This window comes from Serratia sp. PL7 (assembly GCF_945957435.1).
Genome location: NZ_CAMFLB010000039.1, coordinates 31558 through 49738, shown reverse-complemented (window position 1 = coordinate 49738; position 18181 = coordinate 31558). Strand labels below are relative to the sequence as shown.

The 18181-nt window shown below is 57.1% G+C and carries 14 protein-coding genes; 4 read left to right on the top strand and 10 right to left on the bottom strand.

The window, feature by feature from the left end; translation table 11 throughout:
- Window positions 1–154: 154 nt before the first annotated feature.
- From dhbA to N6G83_RS51100, 4 genes are read right to left on the bottom strand one after another with little or no spacing between them, the layout of a single operon-like run.
- Window positions 155–913 carry a 2,3-dihydro-2,3-dihydroxybenzoate dehydrogenase gene (dhbA, locus tag N6G83_RS51115; RefSeq protein ID WP_211136900.1) on the bottom strand — a complete coding sequence of 253 codons (759 nt, stop codon included), beginning with the start codon at window positions 911–913 and terminating at the stop codon, window positions 155–157.
- The gene (locus N6G83_RS51110) at window positions 913–1767 is read right to left on the bottom strand and encodes an isochorismatase (RefSeq protein WP_024527142.1); all 855 of its coding nucleotides are present in this window, start codon (window positions 1765–1767) and stop codon (window positions 913–915) included. Before N6G83_RS51110 ends, dhbA begins: the two co-directional genes overlap by 1 nt.
- 3 nt (window positions 1768–1770) lie before the next feature.
- Entirely contained in the window at window positions 1771–3399 is a 1629-nt protein-coding gene (locus N6G83_RS51105) for a (2,3-dihydroxybenzoyl)adenylate synthase (protein WP_260524297.1), read from the bottom strand.
- Between the two features lie 8 nt (window positions 3400–3407).
- Complete coding sequence (locus N6G83_RS51100) at window positions 3408–4616, bottom strand: isochorismate synthase (RefSeq protein ID WP_260524296.1); 1209 nt, start codon at window positions 4614–4616, stop codon at window positions 3408–3410.
- A 185-nt stretch (window positions 4617–4801) separates the two neighbouring features.
- On the opposite strand from N6G83_RS51100, the gene fepB reads away from it, so the two are divergent.
- A complete protein-coding gene (gene fepB / locus N6G83_RS51095) occupies window positions 4802–5770 on the top strand; it encodes a Fe2+-enterobactin ABC transporter substrate-binding protein (protein WP_370571974.1) in 969 nt (322 codons plus the stop codon).
- On the opposite strand, the gene entS is transcribed toward fepB, so the two are convergent.
- The gene (gene entS / locus N6G83_RS51090; RefSeq protein WP_024527138.1) at window positions 5757–7025 is read right to left on the bottom strand and encodes an enterobactin transporter EntS; all 1269 of its coding nucleotides are present in this window, start codon (window positions 7023–7025) and stop codon (window positions 5757–5759) included. The two genes, fepB and entS, sit on opposite strands and share 14 nt — an antisense overlap.
- A gap of 159 nt (window positions 7026–7184) precedes the next feature.
- Between entS and fepD the strand changes: the two genes are divergently transcribed.
- Genes fepD through N6G83_RS51075 form a run of 3 tightly spaced genes read left to right on the top strand, consistent with a single transcriptional unit; the run spans window position 7185 to window position 10082 of the window.
- Entirely contained in the window at window positions 7185–8258 is a 1074-nt protein-coding gene (gene fepD, locus N6G83_RS51085) for a Fe(3+)-siderophore ABC transporter permease (protein ID WP_211135509.1), read from the top strand.
- A 1-nt stretch (window position 8259) separates the two neighbouring features.
- Window positions 8260–9285 (top strand): iron-enterobactin ABC transporter permease, encoded by a 1026-nt coding sequence (gene fepG, locus N6G83_RS51080; protein ID WP_199062373.1) that lies wholly within the window; start codon window positions 8260–8262, stop codon window positions 9283–9285.
- Window positions 9282–10082 carry an ATP-binding cassette domain-containing protein gene (locus tag N6G83_RS51075; RefSeq protein WP_021178674.1) on the top strand — a complete coding sequence of 267 codons (801 nt, stop codon included), beginning with the start codon at window positions 9282–9284 and terminating at the stop codon, window positions 10080–10082. Before fepG ends, N6G83_RS51075 begins: the two co-directional genes overlap by 4 nt.
- 151 nt (window positions 10083–10233) lie before the next feature.
- Here the strand turns inward: N6G83_RS51075 and N6G83_RS51070 are convergent, their stop codons facing one another.
- The 5 genes from N6G83_RS51070 to fes form a co-directional block, all read right to left on the bottom strand.
- Window positions 10234–11655 carry an FKBP-type peptidyl-prolyl cis-trans isomerase N-terminal domain-containing protein gene (locus N6G83_RS51070; protein WP_211135510.1) on the bottom strand — a complete coding sequence of 474 codons (1422 nt, stop codon included), beginning with the start codon at window positions 11653–11655 and terminating at the stop codon, window positions 10234–10236.
- Window positions 11652–12083: a hypothetical protein gene (locus tag N6G83_RS51065; protein WP_199062375.1), complete on the bottom strand. Its 432-nt coding sequence runs from the start codon at window positions 12081–12083 to the stop codon at window positions 11652–11654. The genes N6G83_RS51070 and N6G83_RS51065 overlap by 4 nt, the downstream gene beginning before the upstream one ends.
- Window positions 12084–12334: 251 nt before the next feature.
- Window positions 12335–16282, bottom strand: a complete 3948-nt coding sequence (locus tag N6G83_RS51060; protein ID WP_248006615.1) for an enterobactin synthase subunit F — start codon at window positions 16280–16282, stop codon at window positions 12335–12337.
- A gap of 41 nt (window positions 16283–16323) precedes the next feature.
- Complete coding sequence (locus N6G83_RS51055) at window positions 16324–16530, bottom strand: MbtH family protein (RefSeq protein ID WP_211135512.1); 207 nt, start codon at window positions 16528–16530, stop codon at window positions 16324–16326.
- A gap of 10 nt (window positions 16531–16540) precedes the next feature.
- Entirely contained in the window at window positions 16541–17893 is a 1353-nt protein-coding gene (fes, locus tag N6G83_RS51050) for an enterochelin esterase (RefSeq protein WP_211135513.1), read from the bottom strand.
- Window positions 17894–18181 lie beyond the last annotated feature (288 nt).

Here is an 18181-nt window from a genome sequence, read left to right as displayed (position 1 = left end):
CAAGGAGAGGGAACAGTCTGCGCCACCGGTTATTCCGCCATTAACCTAGCCGCCGCAAAGAAATAAATATTTTAAAGGCAATTAGTTACTAACCATCAAAAACAAAAAGGGAGCCCAACTCGGCTCCCTACGGTTTTAACGCATTGGCAATAACTCAGGCCGCCAACGTCGCCCCACCATCGATCACAATATCCTGCATCGTGATATGGCTAGCCCGGTCAGACGCCAGGAACAGAATCGCGTCGGCAATCTCCTGTGGCTGGGCAATTTTGCCCAACGGGATACCCAACTTAAACTGGTCAGGGAAACCCTTGATCATATTGCTTTCACCGTGTTCGTCCTGCCACATCCCGCGCAGCATCGGGGTATTGGTCGAGCCGGGAGAAACCAGGTTACTGCGCACACCATAAGGCGCCATTTCCAGCCCCACGGTTTGACACAGGCTGCGCATAGCGGCCTTGGAGGCGCAGTAAGCCGCCATACCAACGCGTGGCACATGGGCCGCGTTAGAAGCAATGCTCACGATGGCCCCCTGCTTCTGGCGGCGGAACACCGGCAAGGTATGACGGAACAGGTTAAAGGCACCACCCGCGTTCACCGCCATGCATGCCAGCCAGTCCGCATTGCTGGTTTCATCGGTCAGCCCCATGCGCAGAACGCCAGCCCCATTGACCAGCACGTCCAACCGTTCATGTTCCGCCAATAAACGCTGGCAAACGCTATCTACCATAGCGGCATCAGTGATATCCAGCACCTCGGTGCGGAACGGATAGTCCAGATCGCTAAAATGCAGATCGAAGCCGATAACCTCGGCCCCACTCTGTGCAAATGCCAATGCGGTTTGATAACCAATCCCCGCCCCGGCACCGGTCACCCAAACGCGTTTACCGCTAAATTCCGGTTCTCTAGCCATCAGGATCTCCTATCGGAAAGCAGCGCCCACCAGCTATCGATCGTCGGTGATTTGGCCAGCGCAATAAAATCGATATCTTCACGAATTTTACGCCAGCGGGTTGCCAACTCCATGATACGCACCGAGTCCAGACCGTAATCGATCAGGTTTTCGTCATTGCCGATCTCTTCACTATCTTCATCAAGCAACGGGATAATTTGCTGGCGCAGCGCATCGATGCTGGCAATACCGGGTAGCAGATCGGCGGTAGTCACCACTCGGCCACAGCGCCCGGCGGTGTAACGCAAGGCCATCAGGTGTTCCTCGCGGGAGAAGTCCGCCAGGCCATCGGCCACCATAAACGGCTTGATGTTACGCATAAAGGCGTCGATAGCCGTGGTCATACAGCCAATATGCGCGTAAACGCCGCAGATAATCAGCTGATCGCGCCCACTTTCTTGCAGGATCTCTTGCAGCGGCGAGCGGTGGAACGCGCTGTAGCGCCACTTCACCAACACCGTATCATCAGCATCCGGTGCCAATTCGCTGACCACCGCCTGCTGCTCAGGGTGCTTGTTCAGCCCCGGCCCCCACATATCATTCAGCAAGGCACGGTCTTCATCACTTTGCTGATTAGGCTGCGCGGTATAAAACACCGGGATACCCTGCTGCTTGCAGTAGCGGCGCAGAGCGGCAATGTTCGCGACCACCTGTTTGATCAGCGGGCTATCTTCGCCCCAGAAATTGAGGAAATATTGCTGCATGTCGTGGATCAGCAGTGCCGCGCGCTGTGGCTCGAAGGCCCAGTTAACCTTGTTAACCGGCAGCTCGCTCGGCGTTGGCAACGCATAATCGTTAAGTTTAGGGATCGCCATGACTTATTCTCCTTTGGCCTGAGCCAGTTGTTGCGTTTCCAGGCGTTCACGCAGCAGTTTTTTATCGACTTTGCCGACCGGGGTTAACGGTAGTGACTCCACCTGAATAAAGCGGTCGGGCAATTTAAATTCGGCCACGCCCTGCTCACGCAGATGGCGGCGCAGCACCACGGGTTTGACGGCCTCGTGCGCGATGACAAAGGCACAGCTTTTTTCACCCATCAGCTCGTCTGGCATCGACACCAGCGCGGCGTTAATCACCGCCGGGTGGCGCAACAACAGGTTTTCAATTTCTTCTGCGGCAATCTTTTCGCCACCCCGGTTGATTTGGTCTTTCTGCCGCCCTTGTACCTGCACGTAGCCGTCCGCCGTCAGGCTGATCAGATCGCCGGAACAGTAGAAACCGTTCTCGTCAAAGGCTTCGGCATTATGCTCAGGGCTTTGGTAATAGCCGCGGAAGGTGTATGGCCCACGCGTCATCAGGCGGCCCGTTTCCCCTACCGGTAGCGGATTACCTTGTTCATCTGCCACCCACAGCTCGTCGTCCGGGCACATTGGCGTGCCTTGGGTGGTGAGAATGTGTTGGTCGTCGTCATCCAGCAATGTGTAGTTCACCAGCCCTTCGGCCATGCCAAACACCTGCTGCAACTGGCAGCCGATCTCGTTGCGTATGCGGGCCGCCAGGGTTTCCCCCAATTTGGCTCCGCCAACCTGCAGCAGCGCCAGGCTGGCTAACGGCTGATTGCTGCCCCACTCTTCGATCGCCTGTAACCACAGGGTAACGGCAGGCGGCACCAGCGCGGTGACAGTGATCTGATGCTGTTCGATCAGTTTGAAACATTGGGCGGCTGCGGGATCGCTGGCAAACACCACCAGCCCGGCACCGTAGAACACCCCCAACACGCCTGGAGAGCTCATAGGGTAGTTGTGGGCCACTGGTAACGCACACAGATAGCGGGTAGCGCTGTCGAAGCGGCAAATCTCTACGCTGCGGCGAATGCTGTAGTAATAATCGTTATGGGTACGCGGGATCAGCTTCGGCGTACCGGTGCTGCCACCGGAAAGCTGGAAAAACGCCACCCGATCGGCGGCCATTGGCGTCGGTTCAAAAGCACCGAGTTCCTCTTCCAGCCAAGCGGCCAACGCCTGTTCACCTTCGGCCTGATTACGCAGCCCAACCACCCGTAGCGAAGGATGCTGTTCTCTGAACGTATCCAGGAACTGATCCTGAGCGAACAGGGCGTGATCGCGATCGGCAATCAGCAGCGCAGGCTTGATTTGGCTGGCATAGGCGTTCAGTTCGCTACGTTGATGGCTGAACAGGGCATTCACCGGCACCACGCCGATTTTTAACAGAGCAAAGAACACCACATAGAATTCAACCACGTTGCCAAGTTGAACCAACGCGGTATCGCCCGATTGCAGTCCGCGTCTTAACAAGGCGGCACCTAGACGATCGGAAAGCTGTTCCAGTTGGCGGTAGCTTAAGCTGCGTTGTGGGTCGATCATGGCAATAGCGTCGTTGTCTGCCTGACGGGACAAGATGTCGGTCAATGACCGATCGATCCAATAGCCGCGTTCGCGGTAACGGCGCGCGAACTCTTCTGGCCAGGGGGTAAAAGCAATAGTCATGGGACTCTCTATCCTTGATTAAGGCCAAACGCACGCAGAATGGTGCTGAGCTTGGTACCGGTTTCGTGCCATTCGGACTGCGGGGAAGAGTCCTGCACGATGCCCGCACCGGCAAACAGACGTACCTGATTCCCCTTGACGGTGCCGCAACGGATGGTGACGACCCATTCTCCGTTACCCTCGGCGTCACACCAGCCGACGATGCCGCCAAACAGTTGCCGGTCAAACGGCTCAAGCTGTTCGATAAGATCGCGCGCTACCAGTGTTGGGGTACCGCATAATGCCGGCGTCGGGTGCAACAGGCAGGCCAGCGACAGGGCATTCTCTGCCCGATCGGCCACTTCACCGTCGATTGGCGTCGAAAGATGCCATAACGTAGTGGTGCTGAGCAGTTCAGGGGTTGCGGGAATATGCAAATGACTGCAACGCCCGGCCAAGACCTGGCGCATACCTTCGGTCACGATCTGGTGTTCATAACGGTCTTTGCCTGAAACCAACAGTTGTTCGCTGACGGCCCGATCCCGCTGCGGATCGCTTTCGCGCCGAGCCGATCCCGCCAGCGGGTTGGAATGGAACTGGTCGCCAAATTTACGCAGCAGCAGCTCCGGGCTGGCTCCCACCAATGCCCCCTCTGCCAGCGGCACGTGGAAATGGAAGCCGTGCGGATTCTGGGCAATGATGCGTGTCATCAACGCTGCGTGGTCTACCGGCTTGCTGGTTTCAATGTCCAACAGGCGGGCGAGCACCACCTTATCCAATCGATCACCACTAGTTGCCTGTACGGCATCGCTAACCATCTGCATAAACTGCGGCTGCGCTGGCAACTCGGTTTGGCGGACAATCTCAGGGATCGATCCAGCAGCAGGTGCCAAACTGGCCTGCAAGGTTTCACGATCGAACCATTGCGTCTGTTGTGGGATAAACAGTGACGAGGGTTGACGAGTGTCAAAAGGGATCGCGCCGCACAGCAGCGGATCCTTGATGCCTGCCTTGCGGGCTTGCGCAAAAGCCTGCTGTATCGCCTGCTGGAATTGACCCTGCAGGTCATCGCCATCAACCGCTGGCAAGGTGATGCGGGCAAAGCATCCCTGGGTGCTCAGACTGCGAAAAGGCGAGGTAAAAAAGAAACCTGAAGTCGGGGATATTGTGGCGACCTGTGCCAGATCTACACCCTGTTGCAGGTCCTTTTGCGCAGCGCCCTTAACGGCTACGTCCATAGGTACTTCCTCTTGTTTCATTAACAATAACCAATATAATAATGATTATCATTTGTATTGCATCCGCGATAAAGTACCTGCCAGAACTTACCATGTCAATAAACGTAACCTCTTCTGCTAACCCACATTAACAGTTAAACTTGGCGGTTTCTGACCAATGAATGATAATCATTCGAATTAAAAGGATGTCACCGATGTCAATTCCCCTGCGGCTCAGCCTGGCGCTGTTTGGCCTGCTGGCATTGAGCGTAGCCCAGGCCGAGACTCAAGCCTGGCCGCGCAGTATCGAAACCTCGCACGGCGTTATCACCCTTAACCACCCCCCACAGCGCATCGTTTCCACCAGCGTGACGGTTACCGGGACACTGCTGGCGATAGACGCTCCGGTGATCGCCAGCGGAGCCACCAGCCCAAACAATAGGCTGTCGGATCGGCAGGGCTTTTTCCACCAGTGGGGAGAGATTGCGGCCAAACGTGGAGTGAAGCGGTTATATATTGGTGAACCCAATGCCGAGGCGATCGCCGGTGAGGCACCTGACCTGATTGTAATGTCCGCTACCGGAGCCGATTCTGCGGTGCGCCTGTACGATCAACTGTCGGCCATCGCTCCGGTACTGGTGGTGAACTACGACGATAAAAGCTGGCAGGAACTGGCCAACATCCTCGGCGTAGCGACCGGCCATGAAGCACAAGCGGAGAAGATCGTCAGCGAGTTTGATCGCCGTGAGAAAACGCTGAAACAGCAGATGACATTGCCACCCCAGCCCATAACGGCACTGGTGTTTCGCAGCGATGGCAAGAATGCCAACCTGTGGACCGCCGACTCATCACAAGGGCAACTGCTGCAACAGCTAGGCTTTACCTTGGCCACCTTGCCGCCCAAACTCAACGCCAGCACCAGCCAAGGGGCGCGGAAAGACATCGTCCAACTCGGCGGTGAAAACCTGGCAGAAGGCTTGAATGGCCAAACGCTGCTGTTATTCGCCAATGACGAAAGCGACGTGCAGCGGCTGATGAGCAACAGTTTCCTGGCCCATCTGCCCGCGGTGGAGAACAAGCGGGTTTATGCCCTGGGGAACGACACCTTCCGGCTGGATTATTACAGCGCCAGCAACTTGCTGACGCGTCTGGAAAAGCTGTTTATTTCTCCGTAGTCGCAGTGGCGGGTTGGAGTTTATCGCTCTGCCCGCCCATGCTCACGTTGCGCAGGCCACGCATGGCAAACGCCAGCACCACAGCCAGCAGCGCCGCACCGAAACCGAAGCTGGTCGAACTCATCGCTGGCAGCATAAATGCCCCCATCGCGCCGAGCAGCAAAGCACCAAGCGCATCCCCTACTACGTTCTGCGCGGTCCACAGGCCGTTAATCCGGCCCAGAAACGCGTCCGGCGTCAGGTTCTGTATCAGGCCATATTGCAGCAGCGAGTTCAGTGCGCTGAGGTAGCCAAACACCACCAGGCACAACAACGCCATGCCGTACCAAGGCATCAGTCCAAACAACCCCACGGCCACGAAAGCCGCTATCGCCGTTATCAACATCATCCAGCCTGGCCGTGCCATCTGAGCCACCCGGCCACTGGTAAATGCGCCAATCGCCGCCCCTAATGGCACCGCCGCATACATGATCCCCAAACTCTGGGTGGTAACCTGCCACATGCCCGAGATAGCTGGATATAACACGCGCACCGCACTGGCCATGGTCATCAACGCACCAATCAGCGCCACCATGCCAATCACCTTGTTCTGGAACAGGAAGGTGAAGCCGCCGATCAACGCCCGCAGCGGGTGTTCACGGGGCTGCGGCGGAGGTGGTAACTGGGGCAGTTTTAATAGCGGGATCAAAGTGATCAACGTTCCCAAGGCCGCCAGCGCATAGTTCCAACTGATACCCGCCCCGGCGATCACCAGCCCGCCGATAGCGGGAGACAGGATCGACCCAAAGCGCACGGTCAGCATGCTGATGGCCCCGGCCTGTACGATATTCTCACGGCCAACAATGGCCGGTGTCGCCGCCAGCAACGCCGTTACGCCTACCGCACCAAAAAATCCGTCCCACACTGCGAGAAGATAAATGGCCGTCAATGAAGGTGAAGGTAGCGCAGCATTGAGGCACAGCCCCAAAAAACCCACACCGCAGGTTGAGCGCGCAAACAGGATCAGGCGACGGCGTTCATAACGATCGGCCAACACGCCGCCCATCAGCAAACCGGCAAACATTCCGCTGCCCGCCAGGGTCACCGACAGCCCGACCAACAAGGTTGAGCCGGTTAACGCCTGGATCTGCACCGGAATGGCGATCGCCATCAGGCCCAATGCCAGGATCGAAATAAAACGGGCGCAGAATACGGCACGAAAAGCGGGGTTGGTCCTAAGCAGGCCAAAATCGAGCAAAATAGAGGGTTTATTCATCTGGTTATCACCACAACTTATATCCTTGATCTTCCACAAACAACGACACGATATTCGATAGGCTCGGTGCTAGTGCTGGTTAGGCTGCCATGCTACCATAGATAAATACAATCAATAATGATAATAGATATCATTGATATTCAGTTAAAATGGGCTGTCATGTTCCGGCTTACACCTAATTGTTCTCCTCCGCTTCCTGACCGCAGGGGCATACTGTTTCTGGGGTTATCCCGCGCCTTCTGGCAGCGCCTGTTTGGCCTGCTGTGCGCCTTTGCCGTGCTGCTGTTGGTAATGATGCTCAGCCTATCGCTGGGAGCTAAATCCATTCCTTTCAGTAACGTCGTTGCCGCTCTGAGCGGCCAATGCAGCGGCGCAGACTGCGTCATCATTACAGAAGCACGCCTGCCACGCACCCTGATCGGCGTATTGGCTGGCATTGCACTTGGGCTGGCTGGCGCGCTGATGCAAACCCTCACCCGCAACCCACTGGCAGACCCTGGCATCTTAGGAGTTAACTCCGGAGCCGGTTTCGCCGTAGTGTTGGGCATAACTTTCTTTGGTGCGACCAACGTCAGCCAATATCTGTGGTTCGCCTTTGCCGGGGCGCTGTTTGCCTCGCTGTTGGTGGCGCTGGTAGGCGCATTGGGCGGCAGCCGCGTTAATCCTGTGCGACTGACGCTGGCCGGGGTAGCGCTGGCCGCTGTGCTGGAAGGGATGACCACCGGCATCGCTCTGCTCAATCCTTTGGTGTTCGATCAGCTGCGTTTTTGGCAGGCTGGCACACTGGACATTCAGAATATGGCGGTAGTACGTGCCGTAGCATTGCCAATCCTGTTGGGTACGCTGATCACCCTGTGGCTTAGCAAGGCGTTGAACAGCTTAAGCATGGGGAGTGAGCTTGCAGCGGCGCTCGGCACCGGGATTATCCGCACTCAACTGCTTGGCCTGTTAGCTATAACGCTGCTGTGTGGCGGAGCTACCGCCGCCGTTGGTCCTATTGCCTTTGTCGGACTGATGATGCCCCACATTGCCCGGCGGTTAGCAGGTTCCGAATTAAGCTGGATGCTGCCCTGGACGCTGGTTTTAACGCCGATCCTGCTGCTAAGCGCTGATTTATTGGGGCGCTTTCTGGTTGCGGGGGAACTGCGGGTCTCCATCGTACTTTCCCTGATTGGTGCACCAATGTTGATTATGCTGGTGCGCCAGCGCCGTATGTTCCGGCGGGGAGGATAAGATGAGCCTGTTGGTTTCCCGCCAAATCCTCGCCAGAAAGCCATTTCGGCTGGCGCGTCCAATGGCAACTGCCCTGCTGTTGTTGCTCACCTGCCTTGCGCTGGCGGTTTATGCCCTCGGTTCTGGTACCTTGCAGCTCAGTGCTGCGCAGGTGATCGACGCGTTACTCGGCGAAGGCCCGACCAATCTTGCGGTGATCGTCACCCAGTGGCGTTTGCCACGTGTGGCCATGGCTTTACTGTTGGGGGCAGCGCTCGGCCTCAGCGGTGCGATTTTCCAGTCACTGTTGCGTAACCCGCTCGGCAGCCCTGACGTGATTGGTTTCAATACGGGAGCCTATAGCGGCGTACTGGTCGCCATCGTGCTGTTTAACAGCAGCGTTATCGGCATTACCTCTGGGGCGTTGGCCGGTGGCCTGCTTACCGCCGGGGTGGTTTATCTGTTGGCCTGGAGCAACGGGGTAGAAACCTTCCGCCTGATCATTGTCGGGATTGCCGTTCGTGCCCTGCTGCTGGCCGCCAATACCTGGATGATCATCAGCGCCTCATTGGAAGCATCCATGACAGCTGGGCTGTGGAACGCCGGTTCCCTCAACGGCATCACCTGGGCGAAAAGCCTGCCGGTGCTGGCGGTACTGCTGCTGGCGTTACTGGTATTGCTGACGTTGACAAGACGTATGCGGTTGCTGGAAATGGGGGATGACACCGCCTGCGCACTCGGCGTTGGGGTTGAACGCTCCCGGCTGCTGTTGCTGCTGGTCGGAGTGATACTAACCGCTGCCGCCACCGCCGTGGCCGGGCCGATTTCCTTTATTGCCCTGGTCGCCCCGCAAATTGCCCGCCGCCTGTGCGCCAATCAGAACGTCTTGCTGCTCACCGCGCTGACCGGTGCCCTATTATTGCTGGCGGCCGATGTGGCAGCGCAGCGCCTGTTTATGCCTTATCAGTTGCCGGTCGGTGTGTTGACCGTCAGCATCGGTGGCATCTATCTGATTTGGTTACTTATCCGTGAGTCACGAAAAAAATGAATGCTGAAACCCCGTTAACCGCACCGCTGCGTGCCGAAAACCTGACGCTGAGCTACGACAAGAAAATCGTCGCACGCGATCTTTCAGTGTCTATTCCTCATGGCGAACTGACGGTCATAATCGGGCCAAACGCCTGCGGTAAATCCACGTTGCTGCGCACCCTCAGCCGCCTGATGCAACCCCAGGCGGGCTCGGTGTGGCTGAATGGCCGACAAATCCGGGAATATCCCACCAAGGAAGTCGCACGCCAACTGGGCCTGTTACCACAAAGCTCAATTGCCCCAGGTGATATCACGGTGTTCGATCTGGTTGCCCGTGGCCGCTACCCTCATCAGAGCCTGTTCAGCCGCTGGCGCGAAGAAGATCAGCAGGCAGTGGAACAGGCCATGCGCTCAACCGGCGTGGCACAGTTGGCCGATCAACCCGTCGATACCCTTTCCGGTGGGCAACGCCAGCGGGTGTGGATCGCCATGGTGTTGGCCCAGCAAACGCCGCTGCTGCTGCTGGATGAGCCGACCACCTGGCTGGACATCACTCACCAAATCGATCTGTTGGAGCTGTTGCGCCAATTGAACCGGGTGAATCATTACACGCTGGTGGTGGTGCTACACGATCTCAACCATGCCTGCCGCTATGCCACCCATCTGATCGCCATGCGCGACGGCAAAGTGGTGGCCGAGGGCGCGCCAAAAGACATTGTTACGCCAGAATTGATCGAGGAGGTTTACGGGCTGAAGTGCGTGATCATCGACGATCCGGTTTCGCATACGCCGCTGGTGGTACCATTGGGGAAATAGCGGCCAGCAAACTCACGATGAAAATCAGACCACCGGCTGATAGCCGATGGCTCTACTGACAGATCATCACCGTGAGCGCGAGAGCCCTCTAACTAACTTTGGCCACCCAAGGTTGGAAGCCTTTACGCAGGCAGCCACAGCCGTGCTCCATTTACTTGGCAGGTGCGACATCCAAGACCGTGACGTTATAGACCATGGTCGAACCCGGCAAGATATCAGGGGGCAGGCCTTTATCGCCGTAAGCCAAGCTTGGCGGTACGACCATCGTGATACTGCCGTGATTTTGCAGCTTAGAGATTGCCGTTCTGAATATCGGTGGATAGCTGCTCAGTAACTGGGTGACCGAGGTGCCTGCCGCCTGCATATCCTTGACGACTTTACCGTTGATCAGGCTCTCTTTCACCGCCACGCTGATCATGTTGTTTGCGCCGATAGTCCCCTTTCCGGTCTTATCGATCCGGTAAAAGTAGCCTAAAGCCTCTTTTTTCACCTGTTTTTGCTTGGCAAACTGCTCGATGTAACGTGCCCCTGCCTTTTCGGTGTCCAATTTTTGCTGCTGTGCATTACGTTGCACCAACTTTTCGCTGGCATCCAACGCCTTGTCGATCTGCTCCGGTTGCAGCTTGAGTTTGCCCGCGAAGGTATCTTGCACCCCCGCCAGCGCCAGACGGCTGTCCACTTCAACTCCCTGAGCCGCCCGCTGTTTGAGCAAGGCCAACATATCTTCTGCCAGGGAACTGCCGATGGCATAATCACGGATCTCAAGCTCTGACTTCGGTTCTATGATTTCTCGTGGCTGTGTAGCCAACTGTTGCTGCAGCCGGCTGTTTTCCGCCTGTTGCTGTTCGTTGGCTACTTTCAGCATCGTCAGTTGGTTTTGCAGGCTTTCATCCAGCGCAAGCTGCAAGATGGGTTTAGCTTCAGTTTTCGCCGATAACTCGGCCAACGCCTTTTTCGCTTGCTCGGCCTGTTGACGGCTGTCGTTCAACTCTGCCTGCAACGCCTTGTTTTCCTCGCTATTATCGGTGTGTGCTTTGGCCAGGGCAGCCAACTGCTTCTGCAACGCCGAGCTCTGTTGGCGGCTTTGGTCCAGCGCCTGCTGTAGCCTACCGTTTTCGTTGGAGTTCTCACCTTTAGCCGTCGCCGCAGCCACCATATCCTGCTGCATCTGCTCCGTCGCCTGCAGATTCTCCTGCAGGGTCTTTTTCAACTGGCTAACCTCGGCGCGAGCATCTGCATCCTGCTGTGCAGCCTGACGAAGTTGCTGCAGCTCTTGGTCACGTTGGGCAAGGGCAGCATTTAACTGTTTGATTTGCGCTTGCAGGGGCGCTGACTCGCGGGTCTTGGTATTGGTGGAGGGTTTACTCACTTTCCTTTCTGCGGGAGGGCTGATCTCATTCAGTTGTGAAGGGCTCAGCAACAACAACGCCGGAGCCTCACTCTCTTGGCTGGTGATCGCTTCCAAGGCCTGGATGGTGCTGGCCCTGTCATCCTTGAGTTGCTCTGCACCCAATGCGCATCCCACTGGCAACGTCAGGCTCAAGGCCAAACCATACTTTAACCCCAACTTCATTTCACGCTCTCCATTTTGCGGATCAGTCCGTTAAGCAAGTCCTGCCCGATCTGTGCACACAGCTGATTGGTTTTATATTTATACAGTGCGTCTACCGTATTTTTGGTCAATGCGTTCACATCACCGCGTACCCCGCTGTAAAACGAGGCGTTGGCCAGCAGGCTGTCAAAATTGGCCTTCCTGACTGCATAGGTCCGAGGACTAACGGTTTGCAACGCGGCAAGATCGCTCTGACACCTGCTTATAGGCGTCGGTTCTGGCGGGGATGGCGGAGTTTCAACGACAACAGGCGTAGGCTCCGCAGTGGGTGTGACAAACGAGGTGACCGGGCGTTCATTCGCGCAGCCAGCCATCAGCAGGACATTGCCGATGATCAGACAGGCAATCAGTGGCTGCCGGTATCCACGGGTTTTCTGAAGCTGTTTCAAATTTTATTCCTTCCTGACTGGATAATGTCCGTCACCGCTGCCCGTGCGCACGCGGATCGCCTCCATTGGCGGGCAATATTGCTATTGCCCGGTTGGGATGATAAGACAGGTCATACTTGGTGGCAACAGCAACAGGGCAAGTGCCGCGTTAGATCTCCTGCCACTTATCGCAGACACTCCACCAGGAAATGTTTTTCAGCGAGAACGGCTCACTGTCGTTTTTAACCTGCTGTTTGCACATGGCATTACAGTTACAGTGCCCGCAACACCCGGTTCAACAAGGGGCCCAATACCTTGAACGAAGCCGGTGAAACGATATCCACATGCGCACAATCCAGTTCAAACACCTGCAACGCGTCGACATATTCCGCCCAGGTGTGCTGCACATCCATGCCTGCTTGCAAGGTGCGCTTGGCCACAAACAGCGTCGCTTGCCCCTGGAAATGCGCCGTATGGGTGTGTGACAACAACCTGACCGAATCCGCGTAGTTGGCTTCGATATTGTCAAACATCGCGACCCGCGCCTCGCCCAACGCCGGATCGAGCGTATCTTCTGATACCGCCAGGAACTGCTCACGCTCGCGCTGTACCTCTTTGAGCACGTTGTCGTCCAGCATCACGTCCCAGTTCTGAGTTTCCGGCGGATAGGTATCCAGCAAGCCAAGGAAAGCCACCTCCTCCCCACGTGCCTGCAAACGCGCTGCGATACCTTGAGCCAACGTTCCCCCCAAAGAGTAACCGATAAAGTGATACGGGCCGTGTGGCTGTACCTGTAATACCGTGGCCAGATGCGCATCGCAGACCTGATCCATATCCTCACCCAGTGCCAGAGGACCCTCCGGCCGTGGAGACTGGATACCCACCAACGACCAATGCTGATCGATATAACGCGGCAGCACGCTGAACTGCCAGGAGAAACCGGAAGCCGGGTGCAGGCAGAACAGCGTTGGGCCTTCGGTAACGCGCAGCGGCAGCACGCTGTCGAAACCGCACTGGTCGGCCTCTTCCTGCGTTCGTTCTTCCGCCAGTAGCTGAGCCAGTTGTTCCACTTTCGAAGCGACCATCACCTGGCCAACCGACACCGCTTTACCCAGATCGCGCCGCAACTCGGCGGCCAGGCGCATCGCCAGCAATGAATGCCCACCCAGGGCAAAGAAATCGTCATCGGCAAATACCTGCTCGCGCTGAAGCAAACGGGCGAAAACGGCAGCAATCTCGCTTTCCAACCCGGGTTGCGGCTCACGCCCGGCCTTTCCCCCCCCGGTTTGCGGCTGTGGCAAGGCTTTGCGATCGAGCTTGCCGTTAGCACTAAGCGGCAACTCGGCCATTTCAACCAGGGCGATCGGCACCATATGCGGCGGCAAGCGATCGGCTAGCGCGGCACGTAGGGCTTCGCTATCCAGATGTACGCCGGGCTGTGGGACCAAGTAACCCACCAGTTGCCGGGCATCGCCGCCCATCGTATCGACAACCGTGCCCTCCAATACCAAGGCATGAGCCACCGCCTGACGTACGCCCGGCAATGACAGCAAGGCGTGGTCGATCTCACTGAGTTCTATCCGCTGACCGCGAATTTTCAGCTGATCGTCACTGCGCCCCAGATATTCTACCGAGCCGTCTGGCAGCCAACGGGCAACATCACCGGTGCGATACATCCGGCCACCGTTGCCCTGCGGATCGGCGACGAAGCGGCTGGCGGTAAGATCCGGCCTGGCCAGATAACCATGAGCCAGTTGCACGCCTGTCAGATAAAGATCGCCAGCTACGCCCGGCGGTACAGGGCGTAAGCGCGCGTCGAGAATGCGTAAACCGGTATTCCACACTGGCAGACCAATAGGGATGTTAGCGCCGGTGACAGCAGCGAGGGCGTCACCAAAGGCCGGATGCCAGGTCACATCCACCGCCGCCTCGGTAGGACCGTAAAGGTTATGCAACGGCACCTGAGTGCGGCTCTGCCACAAGCGGCACAACTCTGCCGGTAATGCTTCACCGCTACAGAACACCTGACGCAGTGGCTGGCAATGGGCGATGGCGGTTGTGCTGTCCAAGGCACCGACAAAGGCCGCCAACATCGAAGGAACAAAGTGCATGGTAGTGACTTTATGCCGATCGATCAGCGCTTGCAGTTGTTGAGGATCGCGGTGCGCCTCCGGCGGTGCCATCACTAACTGCGCGCCCACCATCAATGGCCAGAAGAATTCCCACACCGAGACGTCAAAGCTGCACGGCGTTTTTTGCAGCACCACATCATCTGCCGCCAGCGGGTACTGATGCTGCATCCACAGTAAACGGTTAACGATGGCCTGATGCCCAACCAACACGCCCTTTGGCCGCCCGGTTGAGCCGGATGTGAAGATGATATAGGCCGGATGATGCGGCGTCGGGCCTTGGATCGCACTCGGTGCAGCGGCGGTAGCTACCAGTGGTGCATCGTATAACAGCACTTCCCCCTGCCCCACAAAACGAGCCTGTTGGGAGGCATCGGTGATAATCAGACGTGGGGCTGCGTCTTCCAGCATCATGCTGAGGCGCTCATCTGGATAGCCGGTATCCAGTGGTAAATAGGCCGCCCCCGCTTCCACAATCGCCATTAACGCCAGCGACAGGAAGACAGAACGCGGCAATGCCACGGCCACGATGTCGCCCGGTTGCACACCCTGATCCACCAAACGCTGGGCCAGAGCGATCACCTGTTCGCGAGTTTCGCGGTAGTTAAACCGATGGTATTCATCTGCCAGCGCCGGGGCATTCGGGGTTTTATTCGCCTGCTCGGCCAGCAGACCACTAAGGGTCAGGGCTGCCACCGGATAAGCGGTGTCGTTCACCTTGGCCAGCAGTGCGTGATCTTTTTCACTCAGCAAATCGGCTTCGCTCACCGGCAATGTCGGTTGGGCCGCAAACTGCCGCAGCAACAGCGGCAAGCGCTGTAAGTGCTCCGTCAATTCGGCCAACTGATAACGCTCGGCATTGGCCAATAGCTCAATCTTCAGCGTGCCCACCTCGTCGATAAACAAGGCGATTTCCAAATCACGCACCGGGCCAGAAGCCAGATCGTGAGTGATCCCTTTGATACCAGCAAAATCGAGCTGGTAGTCGAACATCTTGAAGTTGAAGACGGTGCCATACAACGGCTGGCTGTCGCCAATACGCCCCAGATCGCGCTGTACCTGTTCGGCATCATAGCGCTGATGGCGGCGGGCAAACTTCAGTTCACGGCTGATTTGCGCGGCGATATCGGCAAGCGTAGCCTGCGGCGTGACGTGCATCTCCACCGGCAGCACGTTAATCACTGGCCCGGTGGCACAAAGCGCAGCCGAGCCCATGCGGCGCATAAAAATAAACCCGGCGCTGTAGCGGGTTTGCCCTGTCAGACGAGCCACCCACACGGCCACCAGCGCCATCGCCATATCGGCAGCGCTGAGCTGTTGTTGCTGGCCTACGCTGACCAGTGGTGCAAGATCCTGCGCGGCACAGAACTGTGCCAAGCGATGAATACGCGTCGAGGGTGCCTGCCCGGCCAACGGTTGCGGGCATAGGGTGGCTGGCATGGGCAACTGCCGTGCCTTGTTCAACCAAAAATCGGCATCACGCTGATAACCAGGGGATTGCTGGTATTGCTGATATTCCGCCACCACATCGCTAAAAGGTGTGAACGGCGTCGGTTCAGGCTGCTCGTGATGACATAGGCGGGTATAAATATTGGCGATACGGCGAGCAATAGCGGTAAAGCTGAAACCATCGACCACCAGATGATGGTAACGCTGATACCAGAACCAGCGATCGTCGGCCAGACGCATCAGGATATGGCGATACAGCGGTTTGCCGCTGCTCACTCGTAATTCAGCACCAAGGTCGATCTGCATCAACGCGTGGGCCGCCGCCTCTGCATCCGCCGAGTCGCTTAAATCAATCCATTCCGGCGCAGCCAACGGCATCGTGGCGTCGTAATACTGCATTGGCACACCATCACGCTCGACGAAACGCAGCCGTAAGGTATCCACTTCAGCCAGGCCCAGTGAGATCGCCTGTAACAGGTGGTCTTTATCCAGCGGGCCGTTCAGTTCGATATAATGAGCAACCGCATAGGCATTGCCGTACGGTGAAATTTGATCGGCAACCCAAATACCGGGCTGCGCGGCCACCAATGGCAACTCAACGGTCACCTGTTGCCCGGTGGGTAAAATAGAGGTTTCTGACACGACGTTCGCTCCTGTTGTCGGTTCTTGCTGCTGCGTCTCCATCACGCCTTACGCAGTGATGCGGACCGCATATCCTGCCAATTCTGTTCTAGCCAGTTGACGCAGTGCTCCCGGGACGCCGGGCCAAAAACGCTGACCCAACCAGTCGGGATGGTGCTGAAATCCGGCCACAGGCTGTAAAACAGCTCTTCATTACGCAGGACGTAGCAAACTTGCTGCTCGTCATCGAACGGGTTTAAGGTTTCCATTACTTACTCCTTAAGCATGAAGAGGGTTGGCGGACGGCTTCAATGCGGCACGGAGGTTGACCAACTCCGACCAATGCGCTTGTAGACCATCGAGTAAGCCACCACGCCAGCACAGCGCATCGTGCCCGCCCTCCACTAGCCGATATTGCACCTGATGCCCGGTTGCGTTTAACAGGGCCGCCATGCGGTCATTCACCCGGTGGACCAGCTTTTCATGCGCCCCAGCCTCTAAAAACACCTTCAGCTTGCCGCGCGCACCCAACTGCCGCTCTTCTACCTGGCGGATCAACCAGCAGGCATCCTCCGGCACGGTGGGGAACTGCAACATATCGCGGCGTGGCCACCAGAAAGAGCCCGATTGGCTGATGGTGGCACCAAAATATTCCGGCCAGCGCAGGCCAGCATAGAGCGCCCCCAAGCCCCCAAAGCTTTGCCCTGCAACTACGGTATTGGCAGCCTCACGGCTGTGCGGTGCCCAGTCGGCCAATTGCGGTAATAACTCTTCCTGTAGGGCCAACCAAAACTCATCGTTGCAGGTCAGTTCCCGTGCGCGGTGTTGCTGGTCGATCACGTCGATCAGCAGGTAGACCGCCTCCGGCAGTTGGCCAGTACGCGTCAGTTGCATCAGCGGATCCCAGACCGGCATCTGATTGGCCCAGAATTGGCCGTCCAGCAAAATAGCCAATGGCCGCGCCGCCGGGTTACTTTCACCGGTGGAGTAGATCCAGACGTGGCGGGAGGTTCCCAATCGCTGGCTATGCCAGGTATGCCGTTGCAGTTTGGCTGGAGGTGCAGGCGTACAGCGGCCGCTGGTCACGGCATAGTTGTCAAAGTCCCGCCAGGCCGGCTGTTGAGGAGCCTGTGGCATATGCAGGCCAGAAAGAGTATGCCCCCCGACTCCAGGCCAGGCGCGGTAAGGATTAAGCAGATCGTGAGTTGCGTTGGCAAACACCTGGTGCCACCAGTGGCGAATAGAAAGCATATTGGCGTGGGGATTATCCCCCTGAGGTTCGAACGGACTATCCTCCATGCAGGGGATAAAACAGTAGCTACCGCGCCAGTCACCTTGCAGCTCGGTTTGCCAATACCAGACGTCCGACCCAGTGAGGCGTTGCAGGCTTTGAGGAGGAGAAGCTTGATGATGATCGGTGAGGCAATTGATATGGATCCAGACTCGTTGATAAGCCGAGGTCAGTTCACCGCCCTGAGGATCGCGCCACAAGAACGTTACCTTCCATCGCCCATTATCTAGCGGTTCCACCAAAGGGGTGCCACGCCGGGCGATATCCAGCCACCAACCGTGGCTCCCTGCATGCTTGCTCGCCAAAAACGTACTGCTTGCTGGTTGTTGTTCAGTTTTCAAAACGCCCACTCATTGTGTTGTTGGCAAGGCACGCCGTGCGACTCACCGGTTCCCAAATGCCAAACGGCATAAGGAATACTATTGATAATTATTTGCATTTGCAATAGTGTATACAAGCTTGAAATAGAGCGGGCATTCTTCAACAGGGATGGATGCCGAATTATTGAGCGGGATCTTGCTGCCAGTCAGCCTGGCCTCTGGGTTTCGTTACTATTTTCGACTACACAATAAAACTACAACAAACCGTTCCGTGACCGGTTGTCACACAGCGCCGCATCAGGAAGGGTT